This is a genomic window from Bradyrhizobium hipponense (genome assembly GCF_008123965.1).
Lineage (GTDB): Bacteria > Pseudomonadota > Alphaproteobacteria > Rhizobiales > Xanthobacteraceae > Bradyrhizobium > Bradyrhizobium hipponense.
The window spans coordinates 18,206-33,812 of sequence record NZ_VSTH01000015.1 but is presented as its reverse complement, the minus strand read 5'-3'; the positions used below and the strand labels follow the sequence as shown (position 1 = coordinate 33,812).

Here is a 15,607-nt window from a genome sequence, read left to right as displayed (position 1 = left end):
TAAAGGCCAATAATTGTAAGTCTCTTTTTCTAAAAGCGAAAAAATGGACCGCTTGCTGCAATTGGAGGTGTTCTCCAAGACCGCCGAGCTTGGCAGCCTTTCCAAGGCGGCCGAGGCGCTGCGCATGTCGAATGCGGCTGCCAGCCGCCACCTCAGTGCACTCGAGGAACGTCTCGCCGTCCGGCTGATCGAGCGCAACACGCGTCGCTTGTGGCTGACGGAGGCAGGGCAGGAACTGCTCGAGCGCTGCGGCCCGGTTCTGAGCGAGTTGGCGGAGGCCGAGGACATCGTCAGCGATCGCGCCTTGTCGCCTCAGGGCACGCTACGTGTCACGAGCTCGCTTTCCTTTGCGGTGATCTATCTGGCACCGATGCTGCCAGCCTTCCGCGCGCGTTATCCGAAGCTCAACATGCAGATCACCACCGCCAACCGTTACCCCGATTTCATCGAGGCAGGTATCGACGTGGCGATCCGAACGCGCGAGCAGGAACCGGATTCAAACATCATCGTTCGCCGCATTGGCCAGATGCGCCGCGTGCTGGCGGCCGCGCCGTCATATCTCGCGAGCCACGACCTGCCAGAGCAGCCCGCCGATCTCGCGCGTCACAACATGCTGGTCTACAACCTTGCGAACGACCCGTATTCCCTGCGCCTGCGCAAGGGCAATGGAACGCAGACGATCCGCCTCACGCCGACACTAGATAGCAATGACGGTCAGGTCATCCGTGGAGCGGCGCTCGCAGGTCTCGGCATTCTCATCCAGCCGCTCTACATCGTTCAGAGCGACATCGCGGCGGGCCACCTCATGCCGATCCTGATGGATTGGGAGCTGCCTCTGCTCACCATGAACGTCGCCTATCAAAATCGCGCGGGACTGCCCGCCAAGATCAGGGTCTTCTCCGATTTCCTGGTGACCTACATTCGCGAGCATTCGGAGCCGGGGATCTGGATAGACGCAACGAAATAATTTGCGAAAGCCGATGCACGCGTCAGGCGTCGCGGCTGCGTCAGAAGCTCATAGCCATTGCGGCGAGGCGTTGCTCGGACCTCTCACGCGCAGCCACGATCGGCTGCTGCGGTCCGGTGGTTGGCCCAATCGGCACGAAGCGGACATTTCTGATGCCGACGAAGCGCAGGATTTCTCGCAAGTAAGGCGTCGCCATGTCGATGCGGCCGCGGTTCATTCCTGTGGCGAAATCGCTGCCGCTGGCGAGGATCACCAGCGTCGGCCGGTCGTTCAGCAGCGGCAGATAACCCTGCGAAGGATCGAACGTAAAGGTGAGCCCGGGCTGGACGATGATGTCGAACCACTGCTTGAGCTTGTAGGGAATGCTGAAGTTCCACATCGGCGTCGAGATCAGCACCCGGTCGGCAAGTGAGAAGCGCAGCGCCATTCGCTCGGCTTCGGCAAAGCTGTCGCGTTGCGCGTCGTTGAAGGCTTGCGCGTTCATGCGCGCGTACTTGGCCTCGACGATCGGACCGGAGAATTCCGGCATCCGTTCCCGCCAGATGTCCATGACATCGACATCCCAGTCCGGCCGGGCCTGGCGAAAGCCGTCAAGGAAGACGCGCGCGCCGCACTCGATTGGGAATCGGCGCGGGGCGAGCAGGACAGGTGCAGGAGCTTTGCCACTCCTTATCCCAGCGCTCTGATGACGACATCTGCCCTCGTGACGACCGCGACGTTCTGCATGGCGAAATTGATCGAGGCGTTGTGCCAGTCGGCGTTCATGGTCGAGCAGCAATCTTCGGGGACGATCATGAAGTAACCCTTGTCGGCGCCGGTCCGGGCCGTGTGCTCGACCGACATATTGGTCCATGCGCCGGTGTTGATGATCATGTCGCGCCCCGTTGCCTTCAGGATCGTCTCGAGCCGGGTGCCTTCCCAGGCGCTCATCCGCATCTTCTCGACGACGAAATCGCCAGGTCTTGGCTCGAGGCCGGACACCGGTGCCGCGCCCCAGCTTCCGCGAACCATCGCCTTGCTGTCGACCAGCCCCTCGAACAGCGGCGCGTTCAGCGTGACCCCGGGTGCGCCCGGCTCGACGACGAACCAGACATGGATGATAGCGACGCCCCGGGCTCGTGCGGCCTCCGCGAGGCGACGGACGTTCTCGACGACATGCTGCTGTTTTGCGTGACCCGGCGCGCCGGATTCGGCGAAGGCGCCGCCATCCATGATCACGTCGTTCTGGAGATCCTGTATGATCATGGCGCAGCGCTGCGGATCGAGCCGCATCTCGCCATCGGCGAGGATAGGTGCTGCGGGCGAAGAGCTTGCAGTCGCGGCGCCGCGCCGGCCGCTGCTCATATATGGCTCATGGCGCGGGCCGACCTTGGTCGGAATCGCATACACCGAATGCGTCGAGGTCAGGTACAGCGCGCGAAAATCGGGACCGCCCCAAGAAAGATTGGCGACCAACTCCGGCACGCGCAGCTTGCCGAGCAGCTCGCCGCGTGGCGAATAGACCCAGACGCCGCCAGGCGCAGTGACCCAAACATTGCCGTGCTGGTCGCATTTCATGCCGTCGGGCACGCCGGGCTCCAGCTCGGAGCGGATGCCACTGGCGAACACCCGCGCATTCGACAGTGAGCCGTCACCATCGACGTCGAACACGCGGATCAGCGCCTGCACGGTGTCGTTGACATAGAGCAGTTTCTCGTCCGGCGAGAAGCACAGACCGTTCGGCTGATCAAACAGGTTGCGGTCGACAACGAGCTTCGGCTCGCCGCCCGGCATGATGCGATAGACGCCCTGGAAGCCGAGCTGGCGCGGCCGCTCGACGCCATAGACCGGCATGCGGCCATACCAGGGATCCGAGAAATAGATCGCGCCGGAGGAGTGCACGCAGACGTCGTTCGGACTATTGAGCTCCTGGCCCTGGAAATGCGAGGCGAGCACCTCGCGCCGCCCGTCCGGCCGCTCGCGAACCAGCGACGATGTCGCGTGCTCGCAGACGATCAGGTTGAGCTCGGCGTCGTAGGTCATGCCGTTGCATTTGTTCGACGGACGTTTGACCTCGACGACGCCGCGCCGCGCATCCCAGCGCCGGCGCACGTCGGCCGGCATGTCCGAGAACAGGAGATAATGGTCGACCGGATGCCAGATCGGACCTTCCGTGAAGTCGAAACCGGTGCCGACCTGCGCGACCGGCGCGTAGGGATCAATCAGTGTCTCGAATTCGCTTCGCAAGGTGACGTGCGTCATCGGTCGATCCTTGGCTAACCTCAGGCCGGGAACCAGTTGCGCTCGGGTAGTGACTGCACGATCGGTCCGGGGACCTGGTCGTGCAGTCGTCCGATGACGTTACCGCCTTCGATCTTGGCCGGGCGGTCGTGCACCGGCAGTAAATAGCGCGAATTGCTGAGCAGCTTCTTGATCGCGGCCTTCTCCGCTCGTTTGGTGGTACCGTGGTTGCCGGTGGTGCGCGGCTCCCAATCGTGAATCTCATTGAAGGGCGTGACGATCTGGTCGTTGATGTCGTAGATGACGTCGCCGCAAATGGTAGCGATGCCGTCCGCGGTCTCGACGATGATGTTCATCGAGCCTTCGGTATGCGCATTGGCGGCATCGCAGTACACGCCAGGCATCAGCTCAATCGGGCCGGTAATCTCGAGGTCCAGGAAACGCAGCGCGCTCTTGGTGTGCAGACGGTCGATCAAATGCTTGATGTCGGGTGCCGGGTATTGCGGGTGCATCAGGCCGGAGACGGAATATTCGAGCTCCTTGCGGTTGAGGACGACGGTGGTGTTCATCGGGAACAGATCGTCCTTGCCGGCATGGTCGATGTGCAGATGGGTGTGGCAGACGAAGCGGACGTCGCCCATGCGTACGCCGTGATGGGCAAGCTGGTTCTCGATCATGTGCTCATGGTACTGAAGCCCACGCATGCCCAGCGTCTCCATGATCTGGTTGGAGCGATAGCCGGTATCGACCACGACCGGGTATTTGCCGCCGATAATCAGAAAGCCGAGGGTGAGGACGCGGCGAGTTCGGCCGCAATCACGGCCGAGAACCAGAAAACTCGATTCCAGCTCGATATCGCCATAGTCCAGGATCTTGATCTCCAGCGCCATTCCTTTCGCTCCCTGTTCTGTCCTTGTCTGTCAAAGCCGATAGACGCGTGTCGCCGTCGTCCTGAAGATTGCGTCCTGCTGCTGGGTGGTCAGCGGCGCGGCAGCCGCACGAAACGCATCGACGAGGTCGCGATAGCTGGTCCACAATTTCTCGATCGGGAAATTGGAGCCGAACAGGCAGCGCTCGGCGCCGAAGATCGCGACGGTGTCGGTCAGAACGGCGGCGATATGTGCCGCATCGTTGCGATGGATGAAGGTGCCGAGACCGGAGAGTTTGGAGACCACGTTCGGGCATGCCGCAAGCCGGGCCATCCCAGCGCGCCAGGCGGCGCGCCCCGCAGGCGAGAGATCCTCCAGCATGCCGGCATGCTGGAGGACGAACGTCACCGCGGGACACGCCTCGGCCAACTGTGCGGCATCCGGCATTTGCGGCGTGAACACCTGCAGATCGAAACTCCAGCCATAGTCGGCAAGGCGCGCGACGTTGCGGCGGACCATGGGATCGACGCAGAGGTCAGGCCGGGCGGCAAAGCGGTAGAGCGGATTTTCGTGCCAGTGCAGCTGCATGCGCACGCCGCGCACCAGCGGGTAGCGCTTCAGGCGATCAAGCTGCGAACGGACGTCGTCGACTGCGAAGTTGGCGTAGGCGACGATTGCATGCGGCCAGCCGTGCTCGTCGGCCGTCCGCTGCACCCAGGCGGCTTCGTCCTCGAAACGGTCATTGGCCCAGTTGGTTTGGACGTAGACCGATCGTGTGACGCCAGTATCTTTCAGGTCGCCGAGATATTCCTGGATCGGATAGTCGCGCCGAATCGGCTCATAGGGTCCGAAGATGCGGGGCTGCATCGGGCCGGTCAGCCAGGGCAGGTCGGTCTGCCGCCAGATATGATGGTGGCCATCGACGATATCGATCACGCAACTCTCCTTCGTCCGAGTGACAGGACATGCGTGACGATCAACGCGCTCGTTCCGCCGTCCACGAGATCATCGACGAACCGCTCGATCGCGACCAGCGCCTCGGTTTGCGGGCGGAAGCCCGGACCCCTCGCGAGCGGTGTCAGCCAGCTGACGCGCCAGGCGCGCCGCGACAATTTGGCCACGGCATCGCGCAAGGCATCGCAATCGCCGCGCTCGAGGCCGTCCGAGATGACGACCACGGCCGCCCCACGTGCATAGGCACCGAACCGCGGCACCGCGAGGAAGGCTTGCAGTGCGTCGCCGATGCGGGTGCCGCCGTCCCAGTCGCTGACGAGGTGTGCGGCTGCATTCAGCGCCTGCTCCCGCCGTTTCAGCCGCAGCGGGCGGGTGACGCGGGTGAGCCGCGTGCCGAAGGTGAAGACCTCGACACCTGGCGCGGACTGCACCAGCGCATGTGCGAACTTCATGTTCTCCTCGGTGCGGCTCTTCATCGAGCCCGAGACGTCGATCAGCAGCAGGATTTTTCGCGGGCGTTGCCTGCGCTTCAGATGTCCGAGCCGCAGGATCTCGCCGTCGCTGCGGACGGAGTCGCGCAAGGTACGGCGGAGATCGGCAAACGGTCCGCGACGGGCGCGCATGCGCCGGTGGCCGCGCCGCTTCGGCAGGCGCCTTGGGGCCTCGCGCGTGAAGCGCCGAAGCGCATCGGTCGCGGAGGGCTGGGCGAAACGACGCCCGACCAGTGCCTCGCTTCGGCTCGCGGCCAGCCCTGACTCGTTGGCCTCGTCGGAGAGCAGGGGCTCCTCGTCGCCGCGGCCCTCCTCCTGGAGACGGATGGTCTCGTCGTCTTCGCCGTCATCGGCATGCTCGATCGCCTCGCTGCCGCGGAAATGCAGATCGAACAGCCGGTCGAAGGTGGTGCGACGCTCAGGTGGCGGGGCGAGGGTCGCCAGCGCCGACTGCCGGATGTCGTTGAGGTCGCGCGGGCCGAGCAGCTCGATCGCGGCGAGATAGGCGGTGGTCTGCTCCGGCGCGATCGCAAAGCCGTTGGCGCGCAGCAGCGCGACGAAGGAGACGAAGATACGGGCGGCGCGCGGGAGCTCTGACTCGGTGCTCATGCGGTCGCCTCCGCGAGCATTGCGTCGAGCCGCGGCGAGATGAAATGCAGATCCTCCTCGTCCTTGAGCGCCACGCCGATCGAGCGCTTGAACGCGTCCGGCCAGCGCGCGCCACCCTTGTGCAGCAGGGTCGCCGCCTCGGCCCAGTCAACGGCTTCGGCGATGCCCGGCGCCTTGGTGAGCGGTTCGCGCCGCAATTTCCCGACGGCGGCGACGACGGCCCGCGCGGTTGCCTCGGCGACGCTCGAGGCCCGCAGCATCACGATGCGCGCCTCGCGCTCTTCCGTGGGATAGTCGATCCAGTGGTACACGCAGCGCCGGCGCAAGGCCTCGTGCAGGTCGCGCGTCCGGTTCGAGGTGAGCACCACGACCGGTCGCTCGACGGCGCGCACCGTGCCGCGCTCTGGGATGGAGATCTGGAAGTCGGAGAGGAACTCGAGCAGGAAGGCCTCGAATTCCTGGTCGGAACGGTCGATCTCATCGATCAGCAGGACGGTGGAATCGGGCGCGCGCAGCGCGGCCAGCATCGGGCGCTCGATCAGAAACGTCTCGCCATAGATGTCGATGCTGTCGTCGCCGGCCTGGCGGATCGCAAGCATCTGACGCGGATAATTCCATTCGTAGAGTGCGGCGGAGGCGTCGATGCCCTCATAGCATTGCAGGCGGATCAACCGGCGGCCGAGCACGGCGGCAATGGCCTTCGCGGCCTCGGTCTTGCCGACGCCGGGCGCGCCTTCGAGCAGCAGGGGCTTGCCGAGCGCCAGCCCAAGATAGGCTGCGGTCGCCAGCCCCTCGTCGGCGAGGTAATAGGCCGCCCGCAGCGCCTTCTCCAACGCCTCCGGGCTGTCGATGCCGACGATGTTGCTGCGGATCGCCATCGCAAATCCTCAGCGGCGCGACTGCGGCCGCGCGCCGCCCTGGGCCTTGATCGCGCGCAGCACCTTTTCGGGTGTGATCGGCAAGTCGTCGATCCGCACGCCGACGGCGTTGAAGATCGCGTTGGCGACGGCCGGCAGCACCGGATTGGCGCACATTTCGCCTGGGCCCTTGGCGCCGAACGGGCCGTCGGGAGCGGGGCGCTCCAGCACGGCGATGTCGTGCGGGCAGATGTCGCCGGGGCCCGGCATCAGATATTCGACGAAGTCGCGGGGACCGTGAACGGGATCGGGATAATATGGCTCCGGTGTCTCATACAGCGCATGGCTGATCCCCATCCAGGCACCGCCGACCAGCTGCTGCTCGACCAGACGCGGATTGAGCGCGCGACCGAGCTCATAGGCAGAATCCATGCGGACCATCGCCACCTCGCCGGTCTCGTCGTCGACGTCGACCTCGGCAACGAGGCAGGCATGGGCGTAGCAGGTTGCAGGCGACATCTCGCCGGTTTCGGGATCGACATTCGACAGCGGCACCAGGAAGATGCCGCGACCCGAAATGGTCTTGCCCTGCTTGAACTGTGCGGCAATCGCGACGTCCTTGGTCGAAATCGAGCGATGCGGCGCGCCCTTGACGTGGATGTTGCCGCGCCCGTCGGTATCGAGATCGGAGGCGTTGACCTCGAGTTCCTCGGCGGCTGCCTCCATCATCACGCCGCGCGCCTCGCGCGCCGCCGCCATCACGGCATTGCCAACGCGATGGGTGCCGCGCGAGGCGAACGAGCCCATGCAGTGCGGGCCGGTGTCGGAATCTGCGGTGTCGACATAGACGTCCTCCACGGGCACGCCTAGCGTTTCCGCGCAGATCTGCCGGGTCACCGACTTCATGCCCTGGCCGAGATCGATCGACGACAGTGCCACCGTGAACTTGCCGCTGGGGTTGGAGTGCACCAGCGCCTGGCTCGGGTCGCCGCCGAGATTCATGCCGATGGGATAGTTGATCGACGCCATGCCGCGTCCGCGATGCCGGGTCATCTAGCGCCTCCTGGTGCCGAAGACGGAGGAGAAGCGGGTCGCGCCATGCGAGGGCGCAGACGGCCGCGGTGGAGGTGGTGGCGCCGGCGGTGGCGGCTCTCGCGGCGGTTCGCGGGAGGTGGCAGCTGGCGCGCGATCGTAGGTCGTGCGCTGCTGCACGGGCGCGGTCGGTCGCGCACGGCTATCGGCCGGCGTCGGCGGGATGATTGCGCGGCTGCCACCGCCGTCCTTGCGCGATGAGGCGCGCTTGAACTCGTCGCGGATCGGCCATTTTGCCTTTTCGGCGGCGACCTGGACGCACTCGATCAGCGCGGTGTTCTTGGCCTCGCGACGGTGCGCCTTCATGTCGCCGTCGCGGTAGGCATTGAGGATGCGAAATTCCATCGGGTCCATGCCAACGAGGTTCGCGAGCTTGTCCATCTGGCACTCGATCGCAAAATCCATCGCAGTGACGCCGAAGCCGCGCATCGCGGTTGCCGGCGTGCGGTTGGTGAAGACGCAGTAGACGTCGCCATAGACGTTCGGGATGGTGTAGGGCCCCGGCAGGTGCGCGGCGCATTTCACGGCGGCGTAGCTCGACAGACGGGTATAGGCGCCGCTGTCGAAATAGGCGCGGATCTTTCGCGCGATTACGCGGCCGTCGCGCATCACGCCGTCCTTGATGTAGATGCGTTCGGCGCCGCGGGGCGGACCGTATTGCATTTCCTCCTCGCGGCCGAACACGTAGCGCACGGGTCGGCCGGTCAGCATCGCGCCGAGAATCGCGAGCGGCTCCGTCAGTGTATCCACCTTGCCGCCAAAACCGCCACCGACGGTGCCGCCGATGAAGTGGAAGGTGTTGGAGGGAACGTCCAGGATCTTGGCGCAGGTGTCGACCGAGAAGAACAGCGCCTGCGTCGAGGTGTAGACGACATAGCGGCCATTGGTGTCGGGGGCCGCGATCGCGCCGTTGGTTTCGGTCGGCGCATGCTCGATCGGCGACATCTGGTAGCGCTGCTCCAGCACGTGATCGGCCGTTGCAAGTGCGGCGTCGGCATCGCCGAAGCGAAGCTTCTGGTGATCATAAGTCTCGTGATAGGTGAAGGTGTTCTTGGGATAGGTCTCGTTGACCACGGGCGCGCCGGGCTTCAGCGCATCCTCGACGTCGAACACGGCTGGCAGTGGCTCGTAGTCGACCTTGACCTTGGCTATGGCCTCAAAGGCTTCGCGCTCGCTGTCGGCGACGATGGCGACGATCGGCTCGCCTTTGTAGCGGACCTTGTCGACCGCCAGCGAGGGCTCGTCGTCCTTGCCGAAATTGATCAGGCTCAGAAGCGTGTTGAGGTTGCGCGGCACGTCGGCGCCGCGGATGATCCGGCGCACGCCGGACGAACGCTCGGCCTCCGTGATATCGATGCGGCGAATCCTGGCATGCGCCTGCGTCGAGCGGACCACCTTCAGGTGCAGCATGCCCTGGAGCTTGTGGTCGTTGAAATAGCTCGACGTGCCCGTGACGTGGCCGAGCATATCCTGACGCTGCGTGCCCTTGCCGATCTCCTTTAAGTTATCGTCGCGCTCGTCGGCGAAAATGTCCTTGCGCAGTTCCAGCATGGTTTACATCCTTAGGCGCTGGCCCGGCCGCCCGCGGCGGCGAGGATGGCGTTGACGATTGGCTCGTAGCCGGTGCAGCGGCAGATGTTGCCGGAGATCGCCTCGACGACCTCCTCGCGGCTTGGGGAGGGGTTGCGGTCGAGCAACGCTTTCGCGGCCATCAGCATGCCCGGGGTGCAATAGCCGCATTGGGCGGCAAAGTTGTCGGCGAAGGCGCGCTGTAGCGGATGCAGGTTCGGGCCCTGCTTCATGCCGTCGAGCGTTTCGATCGAGCGGCCAGCGACAGTTTCGGCCAGTGTCAGGCAGGACAGGTGAAGCTCACCATCGATCAGCACGCTGCAGGTGCCGCAGCCGCCCTGGCCGCAACCAAATTTGGGCGTCATGTCGCCGATCAGCTCGCGCAGCGCGACCAGGAGATTGGTGCCGCCGTCGACGAAGATCGCGACATCGCGGCCATTGTGACGAAATTGCAGGGGTATCTTGGACATGACGGTCTATTCCCTGTTTATTCCTGGCCGGACAGCAGGCGACGCAGATGCACGCCAACGATCTCGCGGCGATACCAGGCGCTGCCAAGCGCGTTGTCGGACGGCGATGTTCCTTCAGCAGCCGCCGAAGCCGCCGCGCTGATCGTCGCGGCATCCAGCGAGCGCCCTTCCAGCGCGCGCTCGGCGGCGCGAGCCCGGATTTGCGTCGGCGCCATCGAGCCGAGTGCGATGCGCGCGCCGGCGATGCGGCCGCCCGAGATCGGCAGATGCGCGGCTATCGTAATGACGGAGCCGCCCTTCGGCTTGATGCGGGCAATCTTGCGATAACGGAACGCCTCATTGCTCGCCGGCCGCGTGCAGGACACTGACAGCACCAGTGTCCCGGCCTGCCGCTCGCGCGATTGCAGGAACTCCTCGATCGGAATATCGCGTGCGCCAAAGCTGCCTTGCACCGCGACGGTTGCATCGAGCGCGAGCAGCGCGACGGTGAAATCGCCGTAGGGGTTTGGAGCAAAGAGATTACCGCCCACCGTGCCCATGTTGCGCACTGCGGGGCCTCCGATCGAGCGCGCCGCGGCGTGCAGGAAGGCAAGGTCACGTTCGGCGAGGATGCGTGCGAAGGTCACGCCGGCGCCCAGCGTGATGCGCGGGCCCGATGGGTCGATCCGGGTCAGCGCCCGGTCGCTGGCGCGGACCACGGTCGAGATCGAGACGTCGCCCTCGTTCAGCGCGCGCATCACCAGCGTGCCGCCGCCGAGATAGCGCGCGCTTCGGTCCGAAGAGAGGGCACCGGCCGCTTCGCCGGCGCTGGCAAAAGTTTTGACGGTCACGGCCATGACTATGCAGCCTCCTTCAGATGCCGGCGGATCGCCTCGAATCCGGCCTGGTAGATATCTTCCGCGACCATGTGGATGATGCGGTCCCGATCCTGGGGCTTCGTGGTGAAACGCGACTCCCAGTGCCAGAAGGTACGGTCGCCGTCGGTGACTGGCAGCAAGCGGACATGGGCGACGTAGTTGAACATCGGGATCGGGGTATCGAGCAGGCAATAGCTGAAGCTCTGCTCGAGGTCGGACAGCGCCAGCAATTGTTCGCGAAGTTCGGCGCCATCCTTCAGTATGAATCGTCTGACACAGCCGATCTTGTCGGAAGGTTGCGCGCGTTCGATCGAGGAGGTCGCAACCGCCGGATGCCAGCGATCATGGCCATTGAAATCGCGCAGCACCGACCATGCCGCATCGGTCGGCGCGTCCAGGATGGTGCTTTTGACGATATGCGGCACGGTCGTCAGCCTCCGAACACGCGCTTGAGGGCGTCAAAGCCGCCCTGGAACACGCCGCCGCCGATACTGCTCACCAGCTCCGTTTCGCGCTCCGGCGCGCAGTCGAACTCGGCGGTCCATTCCATAAAGGTCTGGTCGCCGTCGGTGACCGGTGTGAGCCGCAGCGTAGCGACGTAGTTCTCCACCCCCATCGGGGATTCCAGGATCGAGTAGGTGCAGAACATGTCGTAATCGGAGAGACCCAGGAGTTTTTCGCGGATGCGGTCGCCGTTGCGCAGGCGAAAATCCCGCACACAACCGATCTTGTCGGAGGGTTCGCCGCCCTCGATTCGGCTTTCGGCGATCGCGGGATGCCAGTTCGGCAGACCGTTGAAGTCGCGCACCCGCGCCCAGACGCGGTCGTTGCGCGCATTGACGACGGTGGAGACGTAGACGCGGGGCATAGTCCTAAACCTCAGCTCTTCTTTCGCGGACCGCGCTCGGCCGGCGGTTCGCCGCCCTCTGCTGCCGACGGCGTGGGCGAGGCGGCTGGCTTTTCGCCGCCGCCACTGCCGCTTTTGCGTGCGGACTCCTTGATGCCCTGCATGTCGCGGGCCTCGCGGATCAGGCCCGGCATTTTGGCAAGACTGCCGCCTTCGACGCCGATATCCGCCAGGAGGGAGTCGATCAGCGGCGCCTGCACGCGGTAGCGCAGCGCCGAATCGATCACCTCGTCGGTGGCGCTGCGGCCGCCATTGCCGCCATGGCCGTTGCCGTTGAGGCCGTCGACCTGGAGGATGCGGATGCCCTCGATCTTCTCCATCGGCTTGACGCTCTCGCGCACGATGCCCTCGATGCGGTCCAAGAGCTTCCTGCGGAACAGCGAGTAGCGCGCCTGATCGGTCAGCACATTCTCGGCTTCATTGAGCAGCCGCTGCGCCTCCGCCTCCACGGCCGCGCGCACGCGCTCGGCCTCCGCCGTAATCCGCGTCTCCTCGGCCTGCTTCTCGGCGATGAGGATCTCGACGCTCTTGCGGCGCTTGGCGATTTCGTTCTCGCGCGCGGTGATAACGCGCTCGGTGGCTTCCGTGGCGCGCATCCGCGCTTCCTCGGCCGAGGCTTTGGCCGCGGATTCCTCCAGCGATTTGGTGTGGATCGCAATCGCCTTCTCCATCAGCGCGGTCTCGACCTCCTTCTCGCGATTGACCTCGAGCTTGCGCAGCTCGCGCTCGCGGCCGATGCGGGCCTCGTCGAGGCCGCGGTCGGAGGAGATGCGGGCACGCTCGACCTCCTCGCGTGCGGCAATCTCGGCTTCCTGAAGCGACTGGACGCGAGCGACCTCGAGCTGCTCGATCGAGCGGCGGCGTTCGATCCGCGCCGCCTCCAGCGCCTGCTCACGCGAGACGTCGGTGGTTTCAACTTCCTTGCGGGCAACGATCTCGGCCTGCTTGACCTGACGATCGGCGTCGATGCGCTCGGAACGTTTGGTGGAGAGCGCGATGACGCGGTCCTCGTCCGCGATCTCGATCGCCTTCTTCTGCTCGATATTGAGGACTTCGCGCTTCTTGGAGGAGTTGATCCGCTCGGCCTCGAGCGCGAGGTCGACTCCGATCCGCTGGCGCTCAATGGCGTCGCGCCGCTTCAACTCGGCCGCCTCCAAGGCGCCGGTCCGCTCGATTTCGAGCGCACGCGTGTCGCGCTCGGCCTGGATGCGCTCGGCCGCGACCGCCTTCTCCTGCGCGATGCGGGCGGCCTCGATCGCTTCGCGCGCCGCAATATCGGCTTCCTCGACAGCGCGGTTGCGCGCGATTTCGAGCGAGCGGACGCGCTCTTCCTGGGCGATACGCGAGGCCTCGGTGGTCTCCCGCGCGGCGATGCCGGCGACCTCCAGCATCTGGTTGCGCTCGATTTCCAGCTGCCGCGTATTCTGCTCGGCCGCGATGCGCTCGGCAGCGAGAGTACGCTCGCGGGCGATGCGGGCGGCCTCTACGGCACGTTGCGCCTCGATCTCGGCTTCCTGGATGGTGCGGACCTGCTGGATCTCCAGAGCACGCGTGCGCTCGTCGGAGGAGATGCGCTCGACATTTACGATCATTGTTTGGGCGATGCGCGCCTTTTCGGTGGCTTCGCGGGCGGCGATCTCGGCTTCCTCGACGGCGCGTGTCCGCTCGATTTCGCGCCGCCGTGTCTCTTCCTCGTTGGCGATGCGGGCGTCGGTCACGGCGCGATCCTGCTGGATGCGGGCCTTCTCGATCGCCTCGCGGGCGGCGATCTCGGCTTCCTCGACAGTGCGCATCCGCTCGATCTCGCGCTGGCGCACCTCGCGCTCCGAGGCGATACGGCTGGTGTCGATCGAGCGCTGGTTTGCGATCCGGGACGTCTCGATCTCCTCGCGCGCCAGTAGTTCTTTCTCCTCGATGATGCGGGTGCGCTCTATCTCCCGCTGGCGGGTCTCACGCTCAGAGGCGATGCGGGCCTCCGCGATCGCCTGGTCATTGGCGATGCGCGCCTTCTCGATGGTCTCGCGGGCGGAAATTTGCGCCTGCTCGGCCTCGGTCTCGCGCAGCGCCCGCTCGCGGGCGACTTCGGTGCGTTGCAAGGCGCGGCGCATCTCGATGTCGCGCTCCTGCTCGAGGCGCGCGGTCTCGCTTTCGCGTTCGATCTCGAGGGCTTGCCGCTCGGCCTCCAGGTTGCGGGAGCGGATCTTGATCATCGAATCCTGCTCGATGTCGTTGCGCAGCTTGCGCTTGGCCTCGATGTCCTCCATCAGCCGGGTCAGACCTTCGGCGTCGAAGCGATTCGAGGGGTTGAAGAATTCGAGATCGGTCTGGTCGAGGTCCGTGATCGCGACCGATTCCAGCTCGAGCCCGTTCTGGGCGAGGGCCTCCGCAGCGTTCGCCTTGAGGCGCGCGACATACTCGCCGCGCTGCTCGTGCATCTGCTCCAGGGTCATCTCCGAGGCGACTGAACGGATCGCGGAGATGAATTTGCCGGCGAGGAGCGCGTGAAGTTGCTCCGGCTCCATGGTGCGGCGGCCGAGCGTGGCGGCGGCGATGGACACCGCTTCGCGGGTCGCCTGGACGCGGACATAGAAATCGGCCTCGATATCGACGCGCATGCGGTCGCGGGTGATCACTGCGTCCTGTCTGGAGCGCACGACGCCCATCGGCAGCACGTTCATGTTGACGGGCGTGTAGTCGTGGATGAACGGCAGGACGAAGGCGCCGCCATTGATCACGACGCGTTCACCGAGGAAGCCGGTCCGGACGAAGGACGTCTCCTTGGACGAGCGGTGATAGAGCCAGTTCACGATGTACACGCCGACCACGATCACGACGATCGCGACGATCACCCAGAGGATCAATTCACCGACCAGAATCCCGGACATGTTTCCCTCCTTCAACCTTCCGGCGTTATCGCGCGCCGATCGCCTTGAACTTGCGCACCTGCTCCGTCAGCGCCCGTTCGACCGGCAGGCGCTCCATCGAGGAGGCGCCATAAAAGCCGTGGCAGTGACGGGTGCTTTTCATGATGAAATCGGCATCGTCCGGATCGGCGATCGGGCCGCCATGGGCGAGCACCAGAATGTCCGGATTGACGCTGAGCGCGGCGGCGGCCCAGGTGTCGATCTGGGCCGGGCAGTCGTTCAGTCTGGGCGCCGTCTGTGCACCAATCGTGCCGCCGGTGGTGAGACCGAGATGGCAGACGATGATATCGGCGCCGGCGATCGCCATCGCGGCGGCTTCCTTCTCGCTGAAGACGTAAGGCGTCGTCAGCAGATCCTTCTCGCGCGCCTTGGCGATCATGTCGATCTCGAGGGCATAGGACATGCCGGTCTCCTCAAGATTGGCGCGGAAGACGCCATCGATCAGGCCGACGGTCGGGAAGTTCTGCACGCCGGCAAAGCCGAGCGCCTTGAGCTGGTCGAGAAAGACGTCCATGTCGCGGAATGGATCGGTGCCGTTGACGCCCGCGAGCACCGGCGTCTTGGCGACGACGGGCAGGACTTCGCCGGCCATCTCCAGCACGATGGCATTGGCGTCGCCATAGGGCATCAGGCCGGCGAGCGAGCCGCGCCCGGCCATGCGGTAGCGGCCGGAATTGTAGATGACGATGAGATCGACTCCGCCGGCCTCCTCGCATTTGGCGGACAGACCTGTGCCGGCGCCGCCGCCGACGATCGCCTCGCCGCGCTTCGCCATGTCGCGGAACCGCCTCAGGAGTGCTGCGCGCTCAAACCTGGCCATC

The 15,607-nt window shown here is 65.3% G+C and carries 14 protein-coding genes and 1 pseudogene; 1 reads left to right on the top strand and 14 read right to left on the bottom strand.

From position 1 onward, the window contains the following. Nucleotides 1–43: 43 nt before the first annotated feature. Nucleotides 44–967 (top strand): LysR family transcriptional regulator, encoded by a 924-nt coding sequence (locus tag FXV83_RS04625; protein WP_148738026.1) that lies wholly within the window; start codon nucleotides 44–46, stop codon nucleotides 965–967. 40 nt (nucleotides 968–1,007) lie between these two features. On the opposite strand, the pseudogene FXV83_RS04620 reads toward FXV83_RS04625, so the two are convergent. The 14 genes and pseudogenes from FXV83_RS04620 to FXV83_RS04555 all read right to left on the bottom strand — a co-directional run bounded on the left by FXV83_RS04620 (nucleotide 1,008) and on the right by FXV83_RS04555 (nucleotide 15,606). Then, nucleotides 1,008–1,633: pseudogene (locus tag FXV83_RS04620) on the bottom strand (FMN-dependent NADH-azoreductase). A gap of 3 nt (nucleotides 1,634–1,636) precedes the next feature. Continuing rightward, nucleotides 1,637–3,208, bottom strand: a complete 1,572-nt coding sequence (locus FXV83_RS04615) for an isochorismatase family protein (RefSeq protein WP_148738025.1) — start codon at nucleotides 3,206–3,208, stop codon at nucleotides 1,637–1,639. Between the two features lie 20 nt (nucleotides 3,209–3,228). After that, nucleotides 3,229–4,077 carry an MBL fold metallo-hydrolase gene (locus FXV83_RS04610; protein ID WP_148738024.1) on the bottom strand — a complete coding sequence of 283 codons (849 nt, stop codon included), beginning with the start codon at nucleotides 4,075–4,077 and terminating at the stop codon, nucleotides 3,229–3,231. A 30-nt stretch (nucleotides 4,078–4,107) separates the two neighbouring features. After that, nucleotides 4,108–4,992 carry an amidohydrolase family protein gene (locus FXV83_RS04605; RefSeq protein WP_148738023.1) on the bottom strand — a complete coding sequence of 295 codons (885 nt, stop codon included), beginning with the start codon at nucleotides 4,990–4,992 and terminating at the stop codon, nucleotides 4,108–4,110. Continuing rightward, nucleotides 4,989–6,110, bottom strand: a complete 1,122-nt coding sequence (locus tag FXV83_RS04600) for a vWA domain-containing protein (protein ID WP_148738022.1) — start codon at nucleotides 6,108–6,110, stop codon at nucleotides 4,989–4,991. Before FXV83_RS04600 ends, FXV83_RS04605 begins: the two co-directional genes overlap by 4 nt. Then, nucleotides 6,107–6,988 (bottom strand): AAA family ATPase, encoded by an 882-nt coding sequence (locus FXV83_RS04595; protein ID WP_148738021.1) that lies wholly within the window; start codon nucleotides 6,986–6,988, stop codon nucleotides 6,107–6,109. Before FXV83_RS04595 ends, FXV83_RS04600 begins: the two co-directional genes overlap by 4 nt. Nucleotides 6,989–6,997: 9 nt before the next feature. Further along, nucleotides 6,998–8,020 (bottom strand): xanthine dehydrogenase family protein molybdopterin-binding subunit, encoded by a 1,023-nt coding sequence (locus FXV83_RS04590; RefSeq protein ID WP_148738020.1) that lies wholly within the window; start codon nucleotides 8,018–8,020, stop codon nucleotides 6,998–7,000. Beyond that, nucleotides 8,021–9,610 carry a xanthine dehydrogenase family protein molybdopterin-binding subunit gene (locus tag FXV83_RS04585; protein WP_148738019.1) on the bottom strand — a complete coding sequence of 530 codons (1,590 nt, stop codon included), beginning with the start codon at nucleotides 9,608–9,610 and terminating at the stop codon, nucleotides 8,021–8,023. It abuts the gene before it with no gap. An 11-nt stretch (nucleotides 9,611–9,621) separates the two neighbouring features. Next, a complete protein-coding gene (locus FXV83_RS04580) occupies nucleotides 9,622–10,098 on the bottom strand; it encodes a (2Fe-2S)-binding protein (RefSeq protein ID WP_148738018.1) in 477 nt (158 codons plus the stop codon). A 17-nt stretch (nucleotides 10,099–10,115) separates the two neighbouring features. After that, the gene (locus FXV83_RS04575) at nucleotides 10,116–10,934 is read right to left on the bottom strand and encodes an FAD binding domain-containing protein (protein WP_148738017.1); all 819 of its coding nucleotides are present in this window, start codon (nucleotides 10,932–10,934) and stop codon (nucleotides 10,116–10,118) included. 2 nt (nucleotides 10,935–10,936) lie between these two features. Further along, a complete protein-coding gene (locus FXV83_RS04570) occupies nucleotides 10,937–11,380 on the bottom strand; it encodes an SRPBCC family protein (protein WP_148738016.1) in 444 nt (147 codons plus the stop codon). A 5-nt stretch (nucleotides 11,381–11,385) separates the two neighbouring features. Next, a complete protein-coding gene (locus tag FXV83_RS04565; protein WP_148738015.1) occupies nucleotides 11,386–11,823 on the bottom strand; it encodes an SRPBCC family protein in 438 nt (145 codons plus the stop codon). A gap of 11 nt (nucleotides 11,824–11,834) precedes the next feature. Continuing rightward, complete coding sequence (locus FXV83_RS04560; RefSeq protein ID WP_148738014.1) at nucleotides 11,835–14,747, bottom strand: flotillin family protein; 2,913 nt, start codon at nucleotides 14,745–14,747, stop codon at nucleotides 11,835–11,837. Nucleotides 14,748–14,772: 25 nt separating this feature from the next. Then, complete coding sequence (locus tag FXV83_RS04555; RefSeq protein ID WP_148738013.1) at nucleotides 14,773–15,606, bottom strand: phosphoenolpyruvate hydrolase family protein; 834 nt, start codon at nucleotides 15,604–15,606, stop codon at nucleotides 14,773–14,775. Between the last annotated feature and the right edge of the window lies 1 nt (nucleotide 15,607).